The 22,157-nt window shown below is 58.9% G+C and carries 29 protein-coding genes and 1 pseudogene; 19 read left to right on the top strand and 11 right to left on the bottom strand.

Annotation, left to right across the window (positions count from 1 at the left end; all coding sequences use genetic code 11):
- Nucleotides 1-45 precede the first annotated feature (45 nt).
- Both NKH35_RS00570 and NKH35_RS00565 read right to left on the bottom strand, forming a co-directional pair.
- Complete coding sequence (locus tag NKH35_RS00570) at nucleotides 46-1,371, bottom strand: cation diffusion facilitator family transporter (RefSeq protein WP_023711077.1); 1,326 nt, start codon at nucleotides 1,369-1,371, stop codon at nucleotides 46-48.
- A gap of 11 nt (nucleotides 1,372-1,382) precedes the next feature.
- The gene (locus NKH35_RS00565) at nucleotides 1,383-1,664 is read right to left on the bottom strand and encodes a metal-sensing transcriptional repressor (protein ID WP_023669876.1); all 282 of its coding nucleotides are present in this window, start codon (nucleotides 1,662-1,664) and stop codon (nucleotides 1,383-1,385) included.
- Nucleotides 1,665-1,767: 103 nt separating this feature from the next.
- Here NKH35_RS00565 and NKH35_RS00560 point away from each other — a divergent pair, with 103 nt between their 5' ends.
- The 3 genes from NKH35_RS00560 (at nucleotide 1,768) to NKH35_RS00550 (ending at nucleotide 3,622) form a co-directional block, all read left to right on the top strand.
- Nucleotides 1,768-2,157 (top strand): hypothetical protein, encoded by a 390-nt coding sequence (locus NKH35_RS00560; RefSeq protein ID WP_032910829.1) that lies wholly within the window; start codon nucleotides 1,768-1,770, stop codon nucleotides 2,155-2,157.
- A 114-nt stretch (nucleotides 2,158-2,271) separates the two neighbouring features.
- Complete coding sequence (locus tag NKH35_RS00555; protein ID WP_050588606.1) at nucleotides 2,272-2,940, top strand: HupE/UreJ family protein; 669 nt, start codon at nucleotides 2,272-2,274, stop codon at nucleotides 2,938-2,940.
- 34 nt (nucleotides 2,941-2,974) lie between these two features.
- Nucleotides 2,975-3,622 carry a hypothetical protein gene (locus NKH35_RS00550; RefSeq protein WP_023711074.1) on the top strand — a complete coding sequence of 216 codons (648 nt, stop codon included), beginning with the start codon at nucleotides 2,975-2,977 and terminating at the stop codon, nucleotides 3,620-3,622.
- Between the two features lie 212 nt (nucleotides 3,623-3,834).
- On the opposite strand, the gene NKH35_RS00545 is transcribed toward NKH35_RS00550, so the two are convergent.
- Complete coding sequence (locus tag NKH35_RS00545) at nucleotides 3,835-4,905, bottom strand: NAD/NADP octopine/nopaline dehydrogenase family protein (protein WP_023711073.1); 1,071 nt, start codon at nucleotides 4,903-4,905, stop codon at nucleotides 3,835-3,837.
- Nucleotides 4,906-5,135: 230 nt separating this feature from the next.
- Here NKH35_RS00545 and NKH35_RS00540 point away from each other — a divergent pair, with 230 nt between their 5' ends.
- The 9 genes from NKH35_RS00540 (at nucleotide 5,136) to NKH35_RS00500 (ending at nucleotide 12,328) form a co-directional block, all read left to right on the top strand.
- A complete protein-coding gene (locus NKH35_RS00540) occupies nucleotides 5,136-6,107 on the top strand; it encodes a LysR family transcriptional regulator (RefSeq protein ID WP_023711071.1) in 972 nt (323 codons plus the stop codon).
- Nucleotides 6,104-7,573, top strand: a complete 1,470-nt coding sequence (locus tag NKH35_RS00535) for an NAD(P)-binding domain-containing protein (protein WP_023711070.1) — start codon at nucleotides 6,104-6,106, stop codon at nucleotides 7,571-7,573. Before NKH35_RS00540 ends, NKH35_RS00535 begins: the two co-directional genes overlap by 4 nt.
- The gene (locus tag NKH35_RS00530) at nucleotides 7,570-8,052 is read left to right on the top strand and encodes a CMD domain-containing protein (protein ID WP_023711069.1); all 483 of its coding nucleotides are present in this window, start codon (nucleotides 7,570-7,572) and stop codon (nucleotides 8,050-8,052) included. Before NKH35_RS00535 ends, NKH35_RS00530 begins: the two co-directional genes overlap by 4 nt.
- Nucleotides 8,049-8,612 (top strand): peroxidase-related enzyme, encoded by a 564-nt coding sequence (locus tag NKH35_RS00525; RefSeq protein WP_023711068.1) that lies wholly within the window; start codon nucleotides 8,049-8,051, stop codon nucleotides 8,610-8,612. The genes NKH35_RS00530 and NKH35_RS00525 overlap by 4 nt, the downstream gene beginning before the upstream one ends.
- A gap of 57 nt (nucleotides 8,613-8,669) precedes the next feature.
- Nucleotides 8,670-9,410: an amino acid ABC transporter ATP-binding protein gene (locus NKH35_RS00520; RefSeq protein ID WP_023711067.1), complete on the top strand. Its 741-nt coding sequence runs from the start codon at nucleotides 8,670-8,672 to the stop codon at nucleotides 9,408-9,410.
- Nucleotides 9,411-9,433: 23 nt separating this feature from the next.
- Entirely contained in the window at nucleotides 9,434-10,261 is an 828-nt protein-coding gene (locus NKH35_RS00515) for a transporter substrate-binding domain-containing protein (protein ID WP_023817332.1), read from the top strand.
- A 67-nt stretch (nucleotides 10,262-10,328) separates the two neighbouring features.
- Nucleotides 10,329-11,045, top strand: a complete 717-nt coding sequence (locus tag NKH35_RS00510) for an amino acid ABC transporter permease (RefSeq protein WP_352913080.1) — start codon at nucleotides 10,329-10,331, stop codon at nucleotides 11,043-11,045.
- 17 nt (nucleotides 11,046-11,062) lie between these two features.
- Nucleotides 11,063-11,755, top strand: a complete 693-nt coding sequence (locus NKH35_RS00505) for an amino acid ABC transporter permease (RefSeq protein ID WP_023669865.1) — start codon at nucleotides 11,063-11,065, stop codon at nucleotides 11,753-11,755.
- A 393-nt stretch (nucleotides 11,756-12,148) separates the two neighbouring features.
- Nucleotides 12,149-12,328: a hypothetical protein gene (locus NKH35_RS00500; RefSeq protein ID WP_198025470.1), complete on the top strand. Its 180-nt coding sequence runs from the start codon at nucleotides 12,149-12,151 to the stop codon at nucleotides 12,326-12,328.
- On the opposite strand, the gene NKH35_RS00495 is transcribed toward NKH35_RS00500, so the two are convergent.
- The 3 genes and pseudogenes from NKH35_RS00495 to NKH35_RS00485 all read right to left on the bottom strand — a co-directional run.
- Nucleotides 12,267-12,470 carry an arginase family protein gene (locus NKH35_RS00495; RefSeq protein WP_352757875.1) on the bottom strand — a complete coding sequence of 68 codons (204 nt, stop codon included), beginning with the start codon at nucleotides 12,468-12,470 and terminating at the stop codon, nucleotides 12,267-12,269. The two genes, NKH35_RS00500 and NKH35_RS00495, sit on opposite strands and share 62 nt — an antisense overlap.
- Entirely contained in the window at nucleotides 12,443-12,826 is a 384-nt protein-coding gene (locus NKH35_RS00490) for a hypothetical protein (protein WP_245263991.1), read from the bottom strand. The genes NKH35_RS00495 and NKH35_RS00490 overlap by 28 nt, the downstream gene beginning before the upstream one ends.
- Nucleotides 12,827-12,883: 57 nt before the next feature.
- Nucleotides 12,884-13,347 (bottom strand): annotated as a pseudogene (locus tag NKH35_RS00485) (iron-containing alcohol dehydrogenase); the annotation flags it as partial.
- Nucleotides 13,348-13,627: 280 nt separating this feature from the next.
- Here NKH35_RS00485 and NKH35_RS00480 point away from each other — a divergent pair.
- Nucleotides 13,628-13,990: a hypothetical protein gene (locus NKH35_RS00480; RefSeq protein WP_023711061.1), complete on the top strand. Its 363-nt coding sequence runs from the start codon at nucleotides 13,628-13,630 to the stop codon at nucleotides 13,988-13,990.
- On the opposite strand, the gene NKH35_RS00475 is transcribed toward NKH35_RS00480, so the two are convergent.
- Both NKH35_RS00475 and NKH35_RS31980 read right to left on the bottom strand, forming a co-directional pair.
- Complete coding sequence (locus tag NKH35_RS00475) at nucleotides 13,974-14,759, bottom strand: hypothetical protein (protein WP_023711060.1); 786 nt, start codon at nucleotides 14,757-14,759, stop codon at nucleotides 13,974-13,976. The two genes, NKH35_RS00480 and NKH35_RS00475, sit on opposite strands and share 17 nt — an antisense overlap.
- A complete protein-coding gene (locus NKH35_RS31980) occupies nucleotides 14,756-15,322 on the bottom strand; it encodes a CatB-related O-acetyltransferase (RefSeq protein WP_023711059.1) in 567 nt (188 codons plus the stop codon). The genes NKH35_RS00475 and NKH35_RS31980 overlap by 4 nt, the downstream gene beginning before the upstream one ends.
- A gap of 68 nt (nucleotides 15,323-15,390) precedes the next feature.
- Here NKH35_RS31980 and NKH35_RS00465 point away from each other — a divergent pair, with 68 nt between their 5' ends.
- The 4 genes from NKH35_RS00465 to NKH35_RS00450 all read left to right on the top strand — a co-directional run bounded on the left by NKH35_RS00465 (nucleotide 15,391) and on the right by NKH35_RS00450 (nucleotide 19,309).
- The gene (locus NKH35_RS00465) at nucleotides 15,391-15,855 is read left to right on the top strand and encodes a glycosyl hydrolase 108 family protein (protein ID WP_050588605.1); all 465 of its coding nucleotides are present in this window, start codon (nucleotides 15,391-15,393) and stop codon (nucleotides 15,853-15,855) included.
- Between the two features lie 449 nt (nucleotides 15,856-16,304).
- On the top strand, nucleotides 16,305-16,547 hold the full coding sequence (locus NKH35_RS00460) for a hypothetical protein (protein ID WP_023711057.1): 243 nt from the start codon (nucleotides 16,305-16,307) through the stop codon (nucleotides 16,545-16,547).
- Nucleotides 16,529-17,125 carry a DUF1515 family protein gene (locus NKH35_RS00455; RefSeq protein ID WP_245263986.1) on the top strand — a complete coding sequence of 199 codons (597 nt, stop codon included), beginning with the start codon at nucleotides 16,529-16,531 and terminating at the stop codon, nucleotides 17,123-17,125. Before NKH35_RS00460 ends, NKH35_RS00455 begins: the two co-directional genes overlap by 19 nt.
- A 180-nt stretch (nucleotides 17,126-17,305) precedes the next feature.
- A complete protein-coding gene (locus tag NKH35_RS00450) occupies nucleotides 17,306-19,309 on the top strand; it encodes an acyltransferase family protein (RefSeq protein WP_023711055.1) in 2,004 nt (667 codons plus the stop codon).
- An 89-nt stretch (nucleotides 19,310-19,398) separates the two neighbouring features.
- Here NKH35_RS00450 and NKH35_RS00445 read toward each other — a convergent pair whose 3' ends face one another.
- From NKH35_RS00445 to NKH35_RS00435, 3 genes are all read right to left on the bottom strand, one after another.
- Nucleotides 19,399-19,590 (bottom strand): hypothetical protein, encoded by a 192-nt coding sequence (locus NKH35_RS00445; RefSeq protein WP_031192958.1) that lies wholly within the window; start codon nucleotides 19,588-19,590, stop codon nucleotides 19,399-19,401.
- Nucleotides 19,591-19,676: 86 nt separating this feature from the next.
- On the bottom strand, nucleotides 19,677-19,877 hold the full coding sequence (locus tag NKH35_RS00440) for a hypothetical protein (protein WP_023711053.1): 201 nt from the start codon (nucleotides 19,875-19,877) through the stop codon (nucleotides 19,677-19,679).
- A gap of 106 nt (nucleotides 19,878-19,983) precedes the next feature.
- Nucleotides 19,984-20,256 carry a 2Fe-2S iron-sulfur cluster-binding protein gene (locus tag NKH35_RS00435; protein WP_031199198.1) on the bottom strand — a complete coding sequence of 91 codons (273 nt, stop codon included), beginning with the start codon at nucleotides 20,254-20,256 and terminating at the stop codon, nucleotides 19,984-19,986.
- A gap of 600 nt (nucleotides 20,257-20,856) precedes the next feature.
- Here NKH35_RS00435 and NKH35_RS00430 point away from each other — a divergent pair.
- Both NKH35_RS00430 and NKH35_RS00425 read left to right on the top strand, forming a co-directional pair.
- Nucleotides 20,857-21,144, top strand: coding sequence for an MDR/zinc-dependent alcohol dehydrogenase-like family protein (locus tag NKH35_RS00430; RefSeq protein WP_023711051.1), 288 nt, complete (start codon nucleotides 20,857-20,859; stop codon nucleotides 21,142-21,144).
- Nucleotides 21,072-21,410 carry a zinc-binding dehydrogenase gene (locus tag NKH35_RS00425; protein WP_196813676.1) on the top strand — a complete coding sequence of 113 codons (339 nt, stop codon included), beginning with the start codon at nucleotides 21,072-21,074 and terminating at the stop codon, nucleotides 21,408-21,410. Before NKH35_RS00430 ends, NKH35_RS00425 begins: the two co-directional genes overlap by 73 nt.
- The last annotated feature ends 747 nt before the right edge of the window (nucleotides 21,411-22,157 follow it).

Raw genomic sequence — 22,157 nt, 5'->3', positions numbered from 1 at the left:
TCTCGGAATGCGTGGGAGGCGTAAGGTGCCGCGCCAGTCGTGAGATCAGTGATGGTGGCCTTCCGGCTCGACCATCTTGAATGGCAGGATCTGTTCCCTGTCCTTCACGGTCAGGATCAGCTTTGCCTCGAACTCGTGCGGCTCGGCCGGGGCAACACTGCTTTCGAGGCGGTGGTGATCGCCCGCGACAGGTCCCAGAGGCAGCGTCTCGGGTCCCTCGTGCCGTTCGATGATCACTGTCGCCTCGAGATCGTCGGCGTGGCTGTCGATGGTGAGGCGCATGCGCTCGCCGGCGGGCGTGTCGACGATTTCCAGCGTCCCCGACGCCAGATCGCAAGCGACCTTGAACGGATCGGGCGCGTGGTGAGCGTGTCCGGAACCTGCCACCACGGGTCCGCCTTCGCCCTCCAGGCGGATATTTGCCTCCGAAAGCGCCGGCAGGTGATCGAACAGTTCCCCTCTCAGCGCTTCGGTTATGCCGAGCACGTCCTTCGCCGTCGCGCTGTCGGCCACCTTGATGGCGACATCGGCATGCAGGCGATGGCCGATCCAGCGCGCCTGGGCCTGGGCGACCTGCTCGATGCCCCGCACATGCTCGGCCGCATGATGGATTTCCTCGACAATGCCGGGCTCTACGCCGTCCAGCATGCGCGTCAGAACCGCCTTCGATGACTGCCAGACGATGGCGAAGATCGCGATCGTGATCAGAAGGCCGATGATCGGGTCGGCGAGCGGAAAGCCGAGCCAAACGCCGATTGCCCCAAGCACCACCGCGAGACTGGTGAAGCCGTCGGTACGGGCATGGTAGCCGTCAGCGATCAATGCGGCGCTGTTGATCTCGCGGCCCACGCGGATGCGGAACACGGCGACCGCCTCGTTGCCAAGGAAGCCGATCAGGCCGGCGATCGCGACCCAGCCGAGAAACGCGATGGGTTTCGGATGGATCAGCCTGTCGATCGCTTCGTAGCCGGCGACAATGGCGCTGAAAAGAATGATGAGAACGATTATGATCCCGGCCAGGTCTTCAACCCGGCCCAGGCCGTAGGTGAACGTCTTGCTCGGCTTGCGGCGGGCCAGCACGAATGCGACCCACAACGGAATAGCTGTGACCGCGTCGCCGACATTGTGGATTGTATCGGCCAGCAGCGCCACACTGCCTGAGAGGAACACGACCACCAGCTGAAGCACCGCAGTGATGGCCAACAAGACGAACGACCATTTGATTGCCCAGATGCCACGTGTCGTAGTCGCGATCGTCGGATCGATGACGCCGTGCGTGTGGCCATGGCCACCCTCGCCATGGTCATGGCCGTGCCCGCCCAAACCCTGTGACATCGGGCCGAAGCCGAACCAATCGCGTATCTTGTCCATGACGACGTCTCTCACAGGTACTTGGTGATATCTTTGAACTCGTCGATCGAGCGGCGCTGCTCGAGCGCCAGCGGTCCGACGACGTCCTCAAGGCAGTGGTTGAGGTGGTCTTGGATCAGCGTCTTCTTCGCCTGGGCGATGGCCTTCTCCACGGCATGAAGTTGCTGGGCGATGTCGAGGCACGGTCGGCCGGCCTCGATCATCTCCACGATCCCGCGCAGATGGCCGTCGGCGCGCTTCAGCCGCTTGATGATGGCAGGATGGGTTTCGTGGACGTGGGGACGCTCATTCATGCCTTGATGCTATCCCCCCAGAGAGGATATTCCAAGCCTCAAAGTGGCCTCGATTCTGGTGCACGCAACCATTCGTTAGGATTTTAGAGAATAATCGTTAAGCATGCCGAATTGGATCCATAGCGCAGCCTTTCGCCTCGTCATCGCTTTCGCGATGACGCTCGGCGTGCTGCTGTCCCCAATGGGTAGTTCGGCCTCGCATAATCCGACTGCGCTCGCTGCCGCCGAGGCAGCGCGTCACGCAGAGCTGGCAGCACAGATCGAAAAGCACGGCCACAGCCATGACGATGGCGAAGCCGATGAGCAGAGCTTTGGTCATACCCACGGCCACAATCCGGCCGACCACACCCATGAGACGGCGAGCACGCTTCCGGGCTTCGCGCAGCCATCACCGCCTATAGGCCGGAGCTGGCTGGTTTACCCGCCTTCGTTTGCCGATCTCGAAATCCGTTTCCGGCTTGAGCGCCCTCCCAGGCAGATCGTCATCGTATGATCGCGGCCGCAAGCGCGGCCATCCTCAACGACGACGATTGGAATTCTCATGCAAGGATCCTTCTACGAGGGTCCGCCACGCACGCCTTGCGCGCGCTGGCGGTTGGCCCTTCCTATGCTTATTGCTCTCCTGACCCTCCCACTTCTTGCCGGGGCTGCTTTCGCCCATGCCGTGGCAGAAGGCGACAAGGGCTATATCCAGGAAATCACGGGCATCAATCTGCTGCCCTTCATCTATCTCGGCGCCAAGCACATGGTGACGGGATACGACCACATCCTGTTCCTGTTCGGCGTGATCTTCTTCCTTTACCGGATGAAGCACATCGGCATCTATGTGAGCCTTTTCGCGCTCGGCCATTCCACGACGATGCTGCTCGGCGTCTATTTCAACGTTGGCATCAACAGCTACATCATCGACGCGATCATCGGCCTGTCGGTCGTCTACAAGGCGCTCGACAATATGGGTGCCTTTCAGAGGTGGCTCGGCTTCCAGCCGAACACCAAAATCGCGACGCTGATCTTCGGCTTTTTCCACGGCTTCGGCCTGTCGACGAAGATCATCGAATACAACATCTCGCCCGACGGGCTCGTGCCCAACCTACTTGCCTTCAACGTCGGCGTTGAGGTCGGTCAGCTTCTGGCGCTCGCTGCTATCCTTATCGTCATGGGCTACTGGCGCCGGACCGACAGTTTCTGGCGCCACGCATACACCGCCAACACCATCATGATGACCGCCGGGTTTGTCCTGATCGGCTATCAGCTCACCGGCTGGGTCGTCTCCTGAACCTCCAAGTAAAGATCAAAAAAGGAATTCTCCCATGTACAACACAGACATCCCGACCCGCGCTGAACTGCCGACATCCATGCAGCTCCTCCGATCTACCCTCATCGCCATTGTCGCGGCAGCGGCCATCCTGGTGACCATCGTACTGCCGGCCGAATACGCCATCGATCCCACCGGCATTGGGCGAGCGCTCGAGCTCACCGAGATGGGCGAGATCAAGACACAACTCGCCGAAGAGGCCGAGCAAGACCGCCGTCGCGAATTGCAAAACGGCACGCCGACCGCAGTGCCAGGCCAAGATCAGCAGTCGAGTCTTCTGGAGCGCGTCTTCGCTGAACTGGTGATTGGCTCCGCCTCTGCCCAGGAACTGCGGACGGACGAAATGTCGGTCACCCTCAAGCCCGGCGAAGGAGCTGAGATCAAGCTCGTCATGGCCAAGGGCGCAAAGGCAAACTACTCTTGGACAGCCAATGGCGCGGCGGTGAACTTCGACACGCATGGTGACGGCGGCGGCGAAAACATCTCATACGAGAAGGGACGCGGGGCTGCAGAGGACGAGGGCGTACTTGAGGCAGCCTTTGACGGCAATCACGGTTGGTTCTGGCGCAACCGCACCGGTGCCGACGTCACCGTGACGCTGAAGACGAATGGCGCGTACACCGACATCAAACGCTTGATGTGATCGATACGGCACGTCTTATCCGGCGCCGTTTGGCGCCGGGGGAGATCAAGCAGGTGAAATAGCCAACTAGGACCAACACAGTTTGATAATATCCAACCTGTGTTGGTCCCCTTCGGACGTCGTTGGCGTTAGAATCAGCTCGCAATGATGTAACAGGAGAGTCGCGCTAGCTTCCCCAAAGCGTAATCACGCCGCATTGGCAGCGAGCGCGATCAAAACCCCTTGCGGCAAAGGGCTTCAAGATCCGTCTTTGTCATTTTCTCGATGCCGAGCGCAGGAAGAATGTCATTATCTCCCTTGAGGTCGCGGCCATAAGCCGCCGACAAGATGGAAATTCCGGATTCATGGAGTGTCGCCGGATTTCCGCTGATCTTCCCCAGAACGGCGGTCGGTAGCAGGCCGAACGGAACATCCTCGAGAATATAGCGGCTCTCGATGGTTGTCGGGCCAAACCCGCCGCGACCTTGACGATCCATCTCCTGGTTCATTTCCGAAACAGTGCTCATGGGTACGTGGAACGATAATGAAAAATGTTCCTGGACCGTACGAACCGCGATGCCGAAATGGGCAGCGATGGCCAACCGTTCGGCATCCAGAGCCTCGATCAAGCGACCAACGGCAGGTGTGACATTTCCCCCCTGGCTCCACTGCTCGGCCTTTTCCATGCGTGTGAGATTGAGAAGGGCAATTCCCAGATGGTTCTGCGGATTGAGGTTGCTGAGCGCAATCGCCAGCAGACCATCCCGCTTGACGAAACGATCGCCGAACAAGGCCGTGCAAAGCTCGTACCCTTGGTCGAGCGCATCGAAAGGCAGCGTCGCAACATCAAGCTTCCGGCGAATGGAAGTGACATTGACTTCGCTTGATCCGAGCTGGCGGCCAGTCAGTAGCGTTGTGCCCCAAACGACGATCGGCAACCTGATCTTGCGCTCGGCCAACCGCTTCCAGAGATACAGAGCCCCGAACGAACTATGCGAACTGATGATGACCGGAATTCCATCTGCCAGATGAGGGACGGCGGCGTCCATCACCATCTTGTGGCCGTAAGCCGGAAGCGCGATCACCACCACGTCCGCGTGGTCGATAGCATCTCTACAATCCTTGGCAATGCGCACCGGCACCGTCGCCTCGATATCCCCCGTCGCCTTCAACAATTCGCCAGTAGCCAACGTTCTGGTGCGGCGTCCCGACGGTGACCAAAGCGTTGGCGAGTGTCCCGATTGTGCCAAATAGGCCGCAAGGCCATAGGCAATTGCTCCGGCGCCCAGAATACTCACGCGCATAACATTCCTCCTGTTGCAGGCTTTATGGTTCGAGAATCCTTGCAGTCCCGGCCTACAAGTTTTTCATCACGAGGTTTCGAATTGCATGCACGTCGGGTGCCCCCAGCGTTTCGATCAAGGGCTCCGGCTCTGAGCCGGCAAGCGCCGCTGCGAACATTAGTTTCCGCTTGACATATATCAAAAATGAATGAGACGATGTCAATCATACGGATTTCACATGTAGGGAGAATATGGAAACTCGGGACCTTCAGACCTTCCTTGCGGTTGCTGCCAGCGGCAGCATTACCAAGGCGGCTGACATGCTCGGGCGTTCCCAACCTGCGGTGACACGCACCATTCAGGATCTTGAGGGCGAACTTGGCTTCGAATTGCTGCACCGGGTCGGCCGACGGGTGCAGCTATCTGAAGAGGGTGTCGCATTTGAAGAAGAAGCGCGGCGACTGCTGATGTCCTTCACCGAACTCGCGGCGCGGGCCAAGATGATCGCCGCCGGCCGGGGTCGGATCCTGCAGATTGTTACAACCTCCGCGATCGGCACTGGCCTGATCCCGACGGCCATGGCCGAGCTCAAGGGTATCGAGCTTCCGCACGAGACACATCTCGGACAGTTTCTTCCCTCCATCGTCGCCCAGGAAGTGCGCAGCGGTCGTGCCGAGATCGGCTTTTCAAGCCTGCCGCTCGATACGCCCGGCCTGGATGTCCTGCGGCTCTATTCGGCGCCCGATGTTGCTGCTGTGCGGGAGGACGATCCGCTGGCAGAACTCGACGTCATACCGCTTTCGGCCTTTGCCGGCCGTCGCGTCGCTACCTTGCTCAACCCGCTGCGTTTCCAACTGCATGTCTCCAAGGCATTGGCCGCCAGGGGTATCGACACCGGGCCAGTGATCCGGACGAATACTGCCTATGGCGCGTTGCAGCTTGTGCGCCGGACCGGCGTAGCCGCTGTCATCGATCCCCTCACCGCTTATGGCGTGGCCTTGCCTGGGGTCGCCATCCGCCCGATTGACGCGACCGTCCTTTTTTATTGGGGCGTTGTTGCTGCCGAAAAACGCCCCCTTCGTCCAGTCGCGCAGGCGTTGATGGATGCGGTCGAGGCGGTGGCTGAACGGTCGATCGTCGGCTTCAAGAAACTCGATCCGGCCCTGGCCGGCCAATTGGTGAGCGATCCTGCATCCGGCACAAATCACGGAACGGGAATATGAAGCATACTCCCACCGCGCCAACGTCGACAGGTCTTGCCGCGCTCGAAGCACAGCTCGCACAGGATCTTGAGTTTCTCGAACTGCCCGCCAAGCCATGGGTTCCCGCGCGTTCGCACGACGGCGTGCCGGTCCGTGATGTCGTTGTCATCGGCGCCGGCATGTGCGGACTTGCCGCCGCGGCAAAGCTGGTGCTGAACGGGATAACCAATGTCGTGGCCTATGATGCGGCTTCGGCCGGGTTCGAAGGACCTTGGGTGACCTTTGCCCGCATGCAGACGCTTCGGTCGCCGAAGACCCTGCACGGTCCGTCTCTCGGCCTGCCGCAATTGACGTTCCGCGCCTGGTTCACTGCGCAATGGGGCGTTGAGGCATGGCGTTCGCTGGACAAAATCCCGAAGGGCCAATGGATGGACTACCTGGTCTGGTACCGCAAGGTTCTCGGCCTGCCGGTCCGCAACAGCGTGCGGATGACCGGACTGGCACCTGTTGGAGATCTGATTGCGATCGATATCGAAGGCGCGGAAACCGGCCGGGTTCTCACCCGTCGTCTCGTTCTGGCCACCGGTCGGTCCGGTTTGGGCGGTTTTGCCGTGCCCGATTTCCTCAGCGGCGTCGATCGCGCCTATTGGGCCCATTCCGCCGACGACATCCACTTCGATACACTGAAAGGCAAGCGTGTCGCTGTCATCGGCGCTGGTGCCTCGTCCATGGACAATGCCGCAACGGCGCTCGAGGCGGGAGCCGGCTCTGTTGACATGTTGATCAGGCGCAAGGAAATGCCGCGCATCAACAAGCTGACCGGCATTGGCAGCCCGGGTGTTGTACTCGGAATGCATCACTTGCCCGATGCCTGGAAGTGGAAATTCTTCGATTATACCGCCTCGACCCAGACGCCGCCGCCGCGTTCATCGACACTTCGCGTGTCTCGGCACCCCAATGCTCGGTTCTTTCTCGACTGCGGCATAGTTGCGGTGAAGCAGGAAGCAGGGACCTTGCTGGTGGAAACCACGCAGGGGCCGATGCGCTACGATTTCCTGATCGCGGCAACCGGCTTTTCAAATGATTTCAGCGGCCGCCCGGAATTTGCGGCGATCGCCCCACATATCCGTACCTGGTCGGATGGCCGATATAGGCCGGATATGGGCCCGGCTCGTGCAGGCATGTCCGACGCACCGGACCTAGGTCCCGCCTTCGAGTTTCGTGAGCGCGTCCCCGGCTCCTGCCCGATGCTGTCGCATATCCACTGCTTCAACGACGCCGCCATGCTGACGCACGGCAAGGTCTCCGGTGATATCCCAGCCGTCAGCGCGGGTGCCGACCGTTTGGTCCGCGGCATTGCCGCATCGCTGTTTGCCGAAGATGTCGAAACCCACTTCGCCAACCTGATCGCTTACGACACGCCCGAACTTCTGGGCGACGAATGGGTCGATTCAACACCCTTGTTGGAGAAGGAGGCCGCGCTGTGATCGACGCAATGGACAAGGCCGCCGGTCTATCACCGGACGATGCGCTTTTCAGCGCGCGTCGGTTTCGGCCTGAATTCGTGCTGGGGGCCGAGGAATGTCGCCTCTCCGTCCTGCAGCCAGCAAACGACCAAGGGCTTGCGCCTAATTTGCGGGTTGCTCTGGCCCGTCGCATGGCCGCTCTGAATGCCGATCCGGTCCTGATGGCCGAATATGATGAGCAGCTGGCTCAGCTCGATCCGACTGAGCAGCTTTTGGCCTTAGCCCAGGGGGAAACGGATTTGGAAGAGCCATTGGCGACCATCGCACGCCATGTGGACCTGATTACGCTGACACCGAAAAAGGCGGAAGCGGGCTACATCGCCCTGCTCGCCCAAGCTGGATTGAACAATCCTCAGATCGTCGCCCTTTCCGAGCTCATCGCCTTCGTCAATTTCCAGACGCGGGTGGCAACCGGCCTGCGATTGTTGAGGACGGTATGATTTCCGCGGTGCGCCTGAAGCCATTGAATTGGCATCCGTACATAGCGCCGGTCGAGCTATCCGAGGCCACGCCGGAACAGCTTGAAGCGATGAAGGTCACGCCATCAGCCAAGAAAGTTTCGGAATATGTGCGCACCCTTGCGCATGACCCTGAGAGCTACCTTGCTCGCACCGTCTTGTTCAACGCAATCATGTATGTCGAAGGCGGGCTTGCCCGCCCTGACCGCGAGCTGGGTGCATTAGGTGCGTCCATCGTCAATGGCTGCAAATTCTGCGCCGTTGTTCACGCCCGCAGGCATGCAGAGCTGACCAAGAACGACGAAGTGGTCACCGCGCTCTATCTCGATAAACCTGAAGCGCTCGGCCCACGCGATGCTGCAATCTACAGTTTTGCCCGCCGCCTGTCGGCGGCCCCGTCGGAAGCGACGGCAGACGATATCGCCGCGCTTCGATCAGTCGGCATGGACGACCGCGAGATTATCGACCTGATCCACTCCATATCGATCTTCGGCTGGGCAAACCGGCTGATGCACGTTCTCGGCCATGCAGAGAGCGGGTGATGATGTCGCATGCGGTCGAAGCAGTCCGTCTCACACTTTCCGAAGGGCCAACCAGAAATGCTTGAACTCAAAGCTGTAAAGCTGTCTTACGGAAGCACGCAGGTTCTGAACGGCGTCAATCTCTCGGTAAAGCGGGGTGACGTGGTTTCGATCATCGGCCCCAGCGGCACCGGCAAGACCACGTTGCTGAAATGCATCAACTACCTGGCCAAGCCGTCGTCAGGAACCATCGCGTTCGATCAGATCCGGATGGATTACCAGCGTGCCGACAAGGTCGCTGTCCAGGCGATCCGGTTGCGAACGGCGATGGTCTTTCAACAATTCAACGTCTTCAAGAACATGACGGTCCTGCAGAACGTGATGGATCCACTGGTCGTCGTGCAGCGCAAGTCCGCGGACGAGGCGCGGGAGATCGCCTTGCGGGAGCTCGAGCGGGTCGGCCTCACCCCGAAGCGAGACAGCTATCCCTCCCAACTGTCGGGCGGCCAGCTCCAGCGCACCGGCATTGCGCGCGCCCTGGCGGTTCGTCCCGACGTGATACTCTTCGATGAGCCTACGTCATCGCTGGATCCAGAACTCGTCGGTGAAGTCCTGAAGGTGATCAAGGACGTCACCTCGTCAGGGATCACTTCGCTGCTTGTGACCCACGAGATGCAATTTGCAAGGAACATCTCCAACCGGATCGTCTTCATGGACCGTGGCGTGGTCGCCGCCGATGGCAGCCCGGCTGATATCTTCGACGCGCCTTCCAGCCCACGACTTGCTCAATTCCTGCAGTCAGAACTCGCTTTTCAATAATCCAACAACAAGGGAACCAAGACATGTCTGCAATCACATCCAATTTCTCTCGCCGCTATGCCCTGGCCATCGCCGGCGGCATCGCGATTGCCCTTGCAACGGCGGGGGTCAGCTATGGCCAGACCGTTCGCACGATCAAGATCGCTACGTCTGCCGAATCCAAGCCGCTGGCATGGGGCGCGATCGGCGTCGAGCCGCAAGGCTATGAGCCCGACCTTCTGAAGGCGATCAACGCAAAGCTGCCCCAATACAAGTTCGAAATGGAAGGCGTCTCCGACATTGCCCAGGAAACCGGTCTCGCTACGGGCAAGTACGACATTGCGGTGGGTGGCTACTACAAGTCGCCCGAGCGCTCCAAGCAGTTCTTCATTCCGGAAAATCCTATGGGCGCCAGCCTGATGAAGATCTACAGCAAGAAAGACAGCGGCATCAAGGAAATGAAAGACCTGGTCGGCAAGAGGATCGTTCCGACAACGGCCGGCGGTGGAACCTACAAGTTCATCATGAACTGGCAGAAAGAAAACCCGCAATACAAGCTCGATGTCACGGCATCGAGTGCAGGCATTCCCTACCCGAACCGGCTCGACGAAGTTCAGAACGGCAAGTTCGACGCTCTCGTCTTGCCGTCCAATCTCGGTGAGCAGACCGTCATCGAGCAAAAGAAACTCGATATCGTAGCGTCCGAACCAGTGTTCAGCAACAACACCTACATGCTGATCCACAAATCAGACGAGAACAAGGTTCTGGCTGACGATGTGAACAAGGTTCTCAAGGAATTGAAAGACGACGGCACGATCGAGAAGCTCTCGCAGAAGTGGTTTGGCGAGGGCATCGTCCAGTACATGAAATAGCACGGCCGTCGAGGGCCATATTCGCTAGTCAGCGGCAAGGTTGAATTGCAAGAAGGAGCGTTTCAAAGTGGATGTATCTGCTATGATTCCCGAGTTGCTCTCGGCACTGCCGCTGACGCTCGCCATCACGTTTACGGCCCTCATTTCCGGGTTCTGTCTGGCTCTCATCGCGACAACACTCCGGGTTCGCAGGGTGCCACTGATCAGTCACCTGGTGGACCTCTACGTGTCCTATGCCCGGAGTGTTCCTGTCGTCCTGCAGCTGTTCGTCGCGTTTTATGGGCTTCCGCTGTTGGTGATCCTGTTCGGCGCCAAAGATTTTATTTCGCCGACGATGGCTGCCATGGTGGGGTTGAGCCTCTACCATGGAGGATATCTGTCGGAAGTCATGCGGCCTGCATATCTTGCCGTCGATCGCGGCCAGCACGATGCGGCCGATAGCCTTGGATATACGTTCCGGCAGAAAATTACTCGCGTCGTCGGCCCGCAAGCGGTGCACTTCGCACTACCGGGCTACGGGAACTCCGTCATCTATCTGATCCATAACGTTGCGCTGGTCATGTACATCGGCGCCGCCGACGTCATGGCGACTGCGCATTTGATCATGGAGCGCGACTACAACCAGTTCCAGTTCGAAACCTACCTCGTTCTGGCGGTCATCTATTCGCTGATGTGCCTGGTCGCATGGCTCATCGTGCGCTTCTTCGAGCTTCGATCACCGATGCAAGCGCCAGAGGCAACGACAACAACTCCGATCAAGAAAGAGCTCCTCGCGAGCGTCTGACGTAAGGGTATTCAACCATGTTTGATACCGATATTTTGCTCCAGGACACGCAGGAAATTCTGAGTGCCGTACCCGTGACCGTTGGAATGGCACTCTTGATTTTCGTCCTGTCGACGATAGTCGGCAGCATATTCGCGCTGATCGAATACAGACGGGTGCCGGTTCTGCGAGAGCTCATCATGACTTACAAGATCGTCTTCAAGGGCGTTCCAATGGTCATCGTGATTTTCCTCGCCTATTTCGGTCTGCCGCCCGCATTCCAGTTCCTGTTCTCGTTGCTCGGGATCAACTTCAACGCTCACGAAACCCCCAATTGGGTCATTCTTGTCGTTGCGATTACCGGCTGTGTCGCCGCGTTCCAATCAGAGATTATCAAGGGAGCCCTGAATGCATTCGACACCGGTCAGTCGGACGCGGCCCATTCGCTCGGCTATACGGGCGGCCAACTGTTTCGACGTATCCTGTTTCCCCAGGTGGCCCTCACCGCAATTCCCGACCTGACGACTTCGATGATGGTCATCATGAAGGCGCTTTCTCTCGGATTCGCCATCGAGGTCGTCGATATCTTCGCCCAGTCCCAGCTGACCGCCGCCCTGAACTACTACTACCTCGAAGCCTTCGTGATTGCCGTCGTGATCTACATGGTGATTGCCTATATCGTCACACAGATTGCCGACAGGCTGGAGCAGGCGCTGAGGGTGCGGACGTAAGGCGGATGTGGGATAGAATCGTCAAGCTTCGGATATCGAGCCGCAGCTGGGAGGCAATTCTTTCGGGGATGAAAAGCTTAAGGAGAAACCCAAGTAGCCGATGTCTATACCGTTGAGTTTCATGCGTTTGGTTGATAAGCATCGTTTGTCGCTGCTGACTGGCTTCATGCCGACTGAAGCACCGATCGCGCCGGACGCGCCAAACCTCAATCCTGGCTGGGCCGCGTCGGAACATGTCTAGCAAAAAGCCTGCGATCCTTGTGCGCCAATGAAGCCCGCGACCGGACAGCCCTCTACCTTGCGGGGTGGGATGTTTACCTCGGCTTTTTGTTGCGACCAGACGCGGTGGTTCCGCCCGACGTCTAAACCGATGTTTTCTTCAGGATGGAGCCGATGGCCAATGATATGATCCGCCCCGCGGTCAATGCGGAATTGCCGTCCGGATCTTTCGACGGAACAAATTCCACGGCCGCGATGCTGCATATCGTTGCTTTCGCCGCAACACCTTTCATCAGATCCACGACCTCCCAGTACAACACCCCGCCCGGCGGGAACAAAATTCAGCAGGCATGATTGATGGGTCGAGCCCGTCGAAGTCGAGGTTTATGTGGACATTAGACTCCGAAGGAATGGCATCCAGGATCGGCTGAATGCCTTTTTGACGGACGGTCTGCGCCGAAAAGAACCTTACGCCCCAAGCTTTTGCATCGGCGATTTCCTGGGGTCCGGCCGAACTTCGTCGCGGCGTGTAACAATCTCGAGGACCTTGATGCCGATTGTTGTTCTCGGAATCCCATGCGCTACGCCGTATCCGGGCGCCGTCGAATACACCCACGCAAATCTGGATGCACCGCGCGATGGAGGCGGCGGTGTTTCCCGACGTACGAGCCAATCCGGTCCTGAGAGGCGCCATCGCGGATGGATCGGCGCGATCCCGATATCCGTTGAGGAAGTCGTAATCCCACAATATGCCCTTCTGATGCGCGCCATGAAGCCGATCGTCTTGCCGGTGTCCAGCGCCGACCCGCCGCCGAACGCGACTACACCGTCATGCTTCCCACCTCGAAACATGCGCACACCGTCCTCCACGTGCTTGTCCCGGGGGGTCGTCCCTGCATGCGTCTTCTCATAGGGCAGGAAAACGCCATTGGTCATACCGTGATGTGTGTCGTAGAGCGCGCCGACCGGATGCGAGAGTGCGTGGACGGCGCCCATCCCTTTCGGAAAGGCGACAGCACCCATCGCAGCAGCGCTGATCAGGTCACCATGGGCCTCGACGTCATTCGGATTCGAATACGCCTTCGGAAGGTTTTCGAAGATCAAGCGCACACCTTCGATGGCGATCGCGTCGCACATCGGATGATAGTAGGCGCTCGACAACGCCTCGATGCAGTGCGCGAGCGCGTCCATCCCAGTTCCGACAGTGATGAGCGGAGGCATGCCTACGATCAGTTCGGGGTCCCCGACGACAACCTTGGCCTCATCAGGTGATGGAACACCACGTTCTTGGTGTGCGTGGCCTCGTCGGTGATTATCGCACCGCGTCCCACATCGAAGCCCGTTCCGGCCGTGGTCGGGACGGTGACGAACGGCGTATTGCGGGGCCTCGGCTTGCGCCGAGCATGCGTCTTCCGTCCATCGTAGCGGGCCCGCCATTGGCCGGCGGAAGGCCTATGCGGCTAATGCTCTTCCCCCCGCCTGATCGCAAGATCATCGTGGTGCGTCCAATAATAAACGGCAGCTGACATTGCTACGATGCCCAACGCAAAGCCGATCGCCAACCCCAAATAAAACATCTCTGCCTCACGGCGATAACCATGCTTGGCGAAGGCATACACCAATTACAAATTCTGAGTAAAGGGATCAGCAAATATGACCAAATTCTTCGTCGACGCGGATGGCGTCTATCTCGGCGGCTTTGACGGTGCAGACGTCAAGTTGCCTGAAAATGGCACCGAGATGCCAGAAGCACCGGAAGATGCGCGCCAGGTCTGGGGCGGCAAGGCGTGGAGTGCCGTTCCTTCCGTGCGTCGCATGGTCCTGGAATCGGTTGTACAGGCTCGCATCATCGACGCGGGCAAGATGGCGCAGGCCTATGCCGCGCTGACGGGCAATCCAATCTATTTTGCCCGCTGGTCCGCGCCGGATCGGCCAGAAGTCTATAGTGACGATCCTGACGCTGTCGGACTAGTCCATGCTCTTGGGCTCGATCCTGCGGTCATCCTCGCGCCTTGAGTTTTTGACGAATGATGTCCACCGGCGTCCGCCACATTCGATATCGGCCAGCCTCGACGATTTGCCGTGCAACGGGCTCAGCAGCGTATGCATAGAAGAAGCGATGTACACGAGATTCTGCGAACGCCTTCTTCCCTCGTGTATTATAGTCCCTGATCTTGAGCTTATGCGGGCTGATCGTCCGCCCCCCCAAGGACAAGGCTATGCCGATGCAGAACTGCTCCGCAGCGTCAATTTTCGATATCTGATGGACAGCAAGCATCGGTGGATACGCGTCCATCAGAGCGGGAAGATTGTCTCGATGCAATCCGAGAATGCCGCTTTGCCACATAGGTTCGCGGCCCGTGATAACATGTTCGCCGATCCTAAGGCCTTCCCCTTCCAGCACAGGCGTCCATTTGTGGGGTTTCTCTAGGCGTCGCATCACTGAATGCTTAGGCGAAATGCCTTCGGAGGCATGAGATAGAAATCCCGCTGGGTAGTGGTCTGAGTCCATAAAAATGAGGCGGTCGGTCATCCTCAGGAGTTTGATCAACGCCCGGGCCTTGATGCCAAAATGATATTGACCGCTGAAGGACCAAGCCTCTTTCTGCATGTCAGTCAGAAGCAACGTCTCCATGGGATAGTCGACAAACAATTCGGGCCTGTCCGTCGCAACAATGATCTTTGCTTCTGGACAATGATACAAAAGCTTGAGTGCGCTCAGCAACGCGCCGCGATGGTACAATTCGTTTTCGCCATACGCGATGTAACCGAAGATGTCCCTCATCGAGTGGCGTGCTTTGCGATGAAAGTCTCGATCGGACCGCTGAGAGTAGCTGCCTCGCTCTTGATCTTATCGTCGTCCCACAACCACCACTGTATTTCCAGCAATTGCGCAACGGTATCAGCAGGGAACCGGCTGCGGATAACTTGCGCGCGATTGCCGGCCACTATCGCATAGGGCTCGACAGACTTGGTGACGACGGAGCCGGCACCCACAACAGCGCCGTCGCCGACTGTCACGCCTGGCAATATAATGGCACCGTGGCCAATCCAAACATCGTTGCCGATCGTGATGCCCCCAGGCTTGCCAGCGTTGGGTAAAGGCTCAGGCTGCTTCAGGACGCGGCTATAGATCGGGAATGAAGTGGCACTCTTCGTCTGGTGTTGGCCGGTGCACATGAACAGCACTTGGCCAGCAACAGAGCAGAAGCTACCCACATTTAGAGGGGCTTCATTAGTCGGAAAAAGCACCTTCCGCCAAGTGACGCCATAAGTGTGGCGGCCAACCGACACATTATCGGGCAGTTTCGCGCGCGCGTCTTTGAACCATTTAGAGAATACAGACATTAGACATCCCGCCCTGGCCGCAAAATAGCGGTTACCTTCTTTCAAATGCAACCTCAAGAGGCTTACACATGGACCGCAATTTCGTGCGGGCGCTCGCGCTCGTTCTCAAATCGGAAGGGCTCTGGTCGGACAATCCGGCCGATCCTGGCGGCGCCACCACGAAAGGTGTGGCGCTGGAGACCTTCCGCGCCTATATCAAGCCCAGCGGCACCAAGGCCGACCTGAAGGCTATCACCGATACCCAGCTTGCAACGGTCTATCGCCGCCAGTTTTGGGATGCGGTGCACGGCTCGGAGCTTCCGGCCGGCGTCGACTATCCCGCCTTCGATTTCGCGCTCAATTCGGGTCCAAAGCGAGCCGCAGAATACCTCCAGCGCGTGGCCGGCGCGAGGGTCGACGGCCGACTAGGACCGGACAGCCTCAAGGCGATCGGCGCCAAGCCTGCCGGCGTCATCATCGACGCCTATTGTGATGCGCGTCTCGGCTTCATGAGGCGGGCCAAGAACAAGAGACCGGCAAGCTCCTTTGGCTGACCTTTGGCAAGGGCTGGACGGCCCGCATGGCAGCCGTGCGTCGCGATGCCATGCTGATCTCCGCACTGCCTGCATCGCCGCCGCAGATCAGGGTTGAGGTGCCGGTGGAGGTGCCGAAGCCTGTTGTTCCCGAAGGTCAAGGAGAAATCCGGCTTCCTGTCCTGGTTGACCGGCCTCTTCGGTTCCGGCGCGCTTGGGCTTGGCTGGCTTGCCGGCATGACTGGAAGGCCGTTCTGCGGGCGGCGGCGTCCTCATCGTCTTCATCCTGATCTTGCTCTTGCGGCGCTCCCAGATCGTCGCGGCGGTGCGCCAGATCAAGGCGGAGGTTGCTGAGTGATGGAAGGCTTTCGCGAACTGCTCATCCCGGCGTTCGATCGCCTGCTGCGCACCGTCGGCGCTATCAACCTGGTCCTCAGCGCCGGGTTTGCCGTCCGGTTCTGGTGGCCGCTATGAGCGCGGTCATCGCATGGCTCCTGAACAACCCAACCGTGCTTGCCTTTGGCGCGACCATCATCGGCGCGCTTGGCTTCGGCTTTCAACAGCGGCTTGCCGGCGCCAAGGCCGAACGCAACAAGCAGGCGGCGGCCAACGTGATCGCCGCAACCCAAGCCGACGAGATCGATGATGCCGTCGCCGGTCGCGCGCCGGACGACAACCGGGGGAGGCTGGGCAAATGGTCACCAAAGCAATAGCCCTTGCGGTGCTCGTCGCGATTGCCGGCTGCACGACGATAGGCGGCTCGTTTTGCGCGGTCGAGCACCCGATCCGCCTGTCCGCCGAAGCAATCGCGGCGCTTTCAGACGGCGAGGTGAGCCAGGTCTTGGCCCAAACGAAAAGGGCGCCAAGCTGTGCGCATGGAAAGCCTGACATGCCAACATCGGCGACGAAGAGCCTGGAGATGATGGTAGGCGGCCTCGTCGCCGCTTTGGAGGGTGTCCAGCGGGACGTCACCGAAATCCGGCGCGATATCAAAGATAGCGACGCCCGGGCCGCGCTGAGCTACGAGCAATCCGAACAGCGCGCCGCCGCCAGCCGATCGAAGATGTACGCCAAGACCGACGAGTTGGTGGAGCGTCTTTCCCAGACCGAAGGCGCAGTGAAATCCCTCAGTGAAGACATGACTGAGGTGAAGGCCGTGACAGCGGAGGTCACCCGGTGGAAACTGATGGGGCTCGGTGCTCTCGGCGTAACAGGCATGGCTGCGGCGGCGCTAGCCTCCCTTGTCACCGCGTACTGGTCTGATATCTGGTGGGCGCTGCGCGGCGGCTGATTGGCGACGACATGAAACCAACTATCCGACTTCGCCCCGGCGCCTCACGGTATCCGGGGCTTTTCGCTTTTCTGGTCCCAACCGATGCCAAATTGAGTGCTGAGGTTGTTATTGGGGGCTACTTGTTCCATTCGTTCATTCTGTATAAGCGCGAGCCTAGCAGCAACCGGAAGCAAGTATTTGAGCAAGTCGAATTTCCGGCCTGAGATCCAGGGGCTGCGTGCTATCGCTGTCTGCTCAGTCGCTTTGTTCCATGTCTGGCCGTGGCTGGCCCCCGGCGGCTATGTCGGCGTTGACGTGTTTTTTGTCATTTCTGGTTTCTTGATCACCGGCGTCCTGCTGCGGGAGGTGGAGGACACCGGAAGAATGGACCTACTTGGTTTCTATGTTCGCCGGGCGCGGCGCCTCTTGCCTGCCGCGATGCTTGTCCTTCTGCTGGTGGGCTTGGCGACCCCGCTCTATCTACCCTCCGCGCTATGGAGGGACGGCACGAATGAACTGGTGCACAGCGCCTTTCAATTGGAGAACTGGCGGCTCGCAGCGAAGGCGATTGATTACCTGGCGATGACGAGCGCGCCGAGCCCGGTCCAACATTACTGGTCGCTGTCGATCGAAGAACAATTCTACGTTGTCTGGCCGGGGCTGATCATCGGCCTCCTGTGGCTTTCACGAAAAGTCCACAGGCCTTGGCGACCCTTGCTGGCCGCCGTGCTAGGCGCAATCTTCATCGCCTCGCTTGCCACCTCCGTATGGCTCACGCTTGTTGACCCGGCGCGGGCGTATTTCGTCACTCACACCCGCATGTGGGAGCTGGCGCTCGGCGCTCTGCTGTGTGCCATGGTGCCGGAGTCAGCCGACACACGGATCGGGGTACGAGCGCGGCGATTGCTTGGGTTTGCCGGCGTCGGCTCGATTCTCGCAGCCGCCTTTCTGTTCTCGACCAAGACACCCTTCCCCGGCTATGCGGCGCTGTTGCCGACCGTTGGGACCGCGTTGGTGATCGTCTCTGGTCAAAGCCAGTCGTCGTTCAGCGCCTTTGCTTTGCTCAAGTCACGACCGTTCCAATTCCTCGGCGACATCTCTTACTCGCTCTATCTTTGGCATTGGCCAATCATCGTTTTTTTCACCCAGCAAAGTGGCGAAGCGATCGGCCTTTGGGGCGGCCTGGCCATCCTTGCAGCAAGCGTCGGTCTAGCCGCCATCACCAAGGTTCATGTCGAGGACCGTTTCCGCCACCGCGCATCGTTGCGATCACGCCCCCGACTGGTCGAGTGGCTGGCCGTTTTTGCCCCGGTTCCTTTGGTGCCTCTAATCGCATTTTGCGCTGTCTCGATAGAAATCGCCCGGCAACAAGCATTGATCTCGGACAACCCGAATGACTATCCAGGGGCTAGGTCCTTGTTCACCAACAGGCCGGTGCCGACCGTAGCGGCCTATGCTCCTTCGCTGCCGACAATAAAGCAGGATAAGCCACAAACGGACAGCTGCCGCCCGCCTCGCGAAAACGGCGAACCTGTCGGTTGCCAGGTTGGCGATCCAAATGGGCGGCTCAAGGTGTTCCTGGTTGGCGATTCGCACGCAGAGCACTGGCTTCCGGCGTTTCAGGTGGCGGCGTCGGATCGAGGTTGGAATGCGGAGAGTTTTACCAAGCCCGGATGCCCGCTATTTCCTACCATGATCATGATGTCTGACAGCGACCGTCCGTTTCCAGATTGCCTGACCTGGGGTCAGCATATGCTGCGAATTATTCGACAACAAAGGCCAGACATCATCATTTTCGGGCAGAGAGACGTTTTACGTGCTTATCCCGACGACGGAAGCCAAGTGCCCGTGAGCGATACGTTGGTGCAGCTATGGCGCAGCATTGAGGCATTGGGCATTAAGGTGGTGGTAATAGCCGACACACCAGCTTGGGGAACGAACCCGGAGCGGTGCATGGCTCGGGACGGCCACTGCTCTGTTCCATATAAATCGGCACGTGATCGGGATCCCGTGGTAGTTGCCCAGCGCCTCTACCCGCATGTGCCGCTCGTCGACTTCAGCGACATTGTATGCCCGGGCAACATTTGCCCTGCGGTCATCGGCAATGTTTTTGTCTGGCGCGACACCGATCACCTGACCGCCACGTATTCCCGCTCAATGGCCGACATTTTCGGCAAACGCATCGACGCGGCAATCAATTAGCTGAGGGCGGCCGGCGCTCATTGGTCGAATTCTAGCGGCAGGTGATCCGGTTTCTCGTGCCACATCACCTGCCGGGAATGAGATCGTTCTTACAGGCGAACGAACTTGTCGAGATGCAGGCGTATCCGTTGGCCTTCTGCGAAGGACAGCGCGAATGATTCAATCACGAATGATCGGGTAATTTCCTGGTCTTCCTCGGCCACACGAACGGACCATTCGCCGCAGGCTTCGACGACTTCCACGCAAGGCAATACTTTGCGGATTGGTATCACGTTATCCATCACAGCCTCCCTACAAAAAGCAATGGTAACGTCGAGTTTTATACGCCCGCCGAAAGCGGGTTTTCAATAACAAAGATGGTCCGGGTTCATACCGTTGGGGTCAGCGGATCGCGGCTGGGTAACTCAGTGCCGCGACGTGATGGCGGATGGATGTGCTCGAACAGGAGATGACCGATCTGCTGCATCGCCGTCATATCCGGGTAAGCGGCTAGAACGGAGCCTTCACCGCCGACGCTGCCGAGCATCGGTATCAACACAAAGCTGTGAAAGTTCTGCTTCTTTTCCATTTTCGTACCTGCGATGGAGAGGCCGTTTGGTCTCATGGGGCGCTTTTTTGTTAGCGGCTCGTGCCCATCGGGCGACGCTTGTCGCCAGCGCACGCGTTCTTCCCGCTCAAGCAGGGCAATTTCGCAATCGCTTTCGCAGCATCGAGCGGCAGCCGAGAATATAACCCTGTTGCTTCTCATCCTCGTTCAGAGCGACATCCAGGTACTGCTTCATGTCCACGGAACCGGAGATGAGAGCGCATTTGCACTCGCCGCAAACTCCGTTTCTGCAGTCCGAAGGACAGTAGTGCCCGGTGCGCATCGCCGCTTCGAGAATTGTTTCGCCGTCTAGTACGGCGATCTCGTCCGCAAATTGCTGCACGATCAGTTTGTAGGACATCTCCACGATCCAGTATTGGCAGGCAGATTCAATTCGTAGGGACGCGCAACAAACTCTGCGCCCCTGCTGAGCAAGAGCCGACGTCGCGACTGAACGCAATTTGAACAATGCGAAGCAAGGTTTCGCTTTAACCGATGCAGGCTTGCGCCGGCGCAGATGACTGAGCGGTCGCAACACGTGACAGGACTTTTTGCCCGAACTTGATCAAGCTGTCGGCCTGCCGGTACTCGGGTCTTTCAAGGAGCGACGTGGCCCAGCCCTTCAGTGCCGAAACCAAATATTGGTTCGCACAATCATGATGGCCTGCCGGCAAGAGGTCGCGACATTCGTATACGTCCGCGATGACCCGGCAAAAGGCCGGATGCCCATCTCGGTCGATGACGACAGGAGAAATTTCCAATGCCCAACGCTCAAGTTGTTCGGATAGACACCATGGCCCCCGGAGGTCATGCACTTTGCTGACTTGGAGTTGGGGCCACCCGGCCGTGGAGAAGTGACCATTCGGCAGATTGCCATAGGCTTCAATTTTATCGATATATCGCAACGCAAGGGCATAGCGCGCTTCTCTTGAATACTGGCCTGGGACATGAGGCAGTGGGAGTGGTTGAGGATCTGGATTCCTCAGTAGAGGAGTTCAAGATCGGCGATCGGGTCGCATATATGAGCGCGGGCACAGGAGCCTACGCGACATTCAGGACCGTCAACGCCGAGAAGCTGGTTGCCGTTCCCGATGGTCTTTCGGACGAAGTGATCGCCGCCCACTTCTTCAAAGGTCTGACGGCGCAGTATCTGATACAAAAGACGTTCCCCGTGGAATGGGCATCTGGTGCTCCTGCGCCCCTCCCGGCGGTGTCGGCTCCATCCTGGCGAGTTGGGCCAGTAAGCTAGCGGCAACCGTCATTGGGGCGGTCGGATCGGACGAGAAATGTTCGTTGGCGAAAGCCAACGGATGTGCGTTCGCTGTCAACTATTCCAGAAAAGGCTGGGAGGACGAAATTGTCGAATGGACCGGAGGTACCAAGGTCGACGCAGTTTTGGATTCAATAGGCAAAGACACATTCCTGTCTTCGCTGGATCTGGCCACCCCTTTCGGAACTGTCATTGTCTTGGCATGGCATCCGGACCGGCTCCGGCGATCGATCCGGAACTCTTGAACCGCAGAGGCCGTCTCTTCCTGACGAGGCCTTCCATTTTTCCGCACAACGCGGCAGCGGCGCAATTTCGGGAGAACGCCGCCAACCTGTTTAAGGCCATGTCGGACGGAATGTCCGATACCAATTCCTACTCCCGGTTCGAGTGGACCCAGGTTCAAGACCTGCATCGGGCCCTCGAAGCGCGCGAGCTATCCGGTCCTGCTGTGATTATTCCCCAAATCCCCTAAGTATGCATCACGGACGGTCGCTGACATCGGCCTGGAAGATCGTGTTGCCGTTCGATCCTGGGATTGTATGACACGCTGGCGCACTGCGGCGAGGCGTTGTTCCTTTGCTCGATGATCCTCCAGGGCGGGCTCCAAATGGTCGTATGGCGGGAGCACATGCCTCGCCATGGTCGCCTCGCGCCACGATGAGCTCGGCGACGCGGTCGAGCGCTCGCTCAAAACCGCTGTGCTGTGGCTGGTCGAGGCGTGTGCAGTTTTGCACACGATCTCCCGTAATTATTTGATTTTGCTCAACTGTCCGTCCGGTCCATCATTGAGACAAGTCGTGGTTTTCAACGTCGTGACGCTCGACACCGACTTGCCGTCACCCTGGCTGACGATAGCAAAGAGCGCCCCCCTCAGTAGTAGGTCTTGCGATGTCCCGCTACCACTTCAACCCCGCTATCGTACGCAATGGCCCGATTGTGGCGGCCGCCCAATGCGGTGTCTGTGCAATAGCGGCTATATTTTGCCCTTCCTA

The sequence above is a fragment of the Mesorhizobium sp. M1143 genome, from assembly GCF_040318435.1.
Taxonomy (GTDB): domain Bacteria; phylum Pseudomonadota; class Alphaproteobacteria; order Rhizobiales; family Rhizobiaceae; genus Mesorhizobium.
This window is presented reverse-complemented; position numbering and strand designations above follow the sequence as displayed.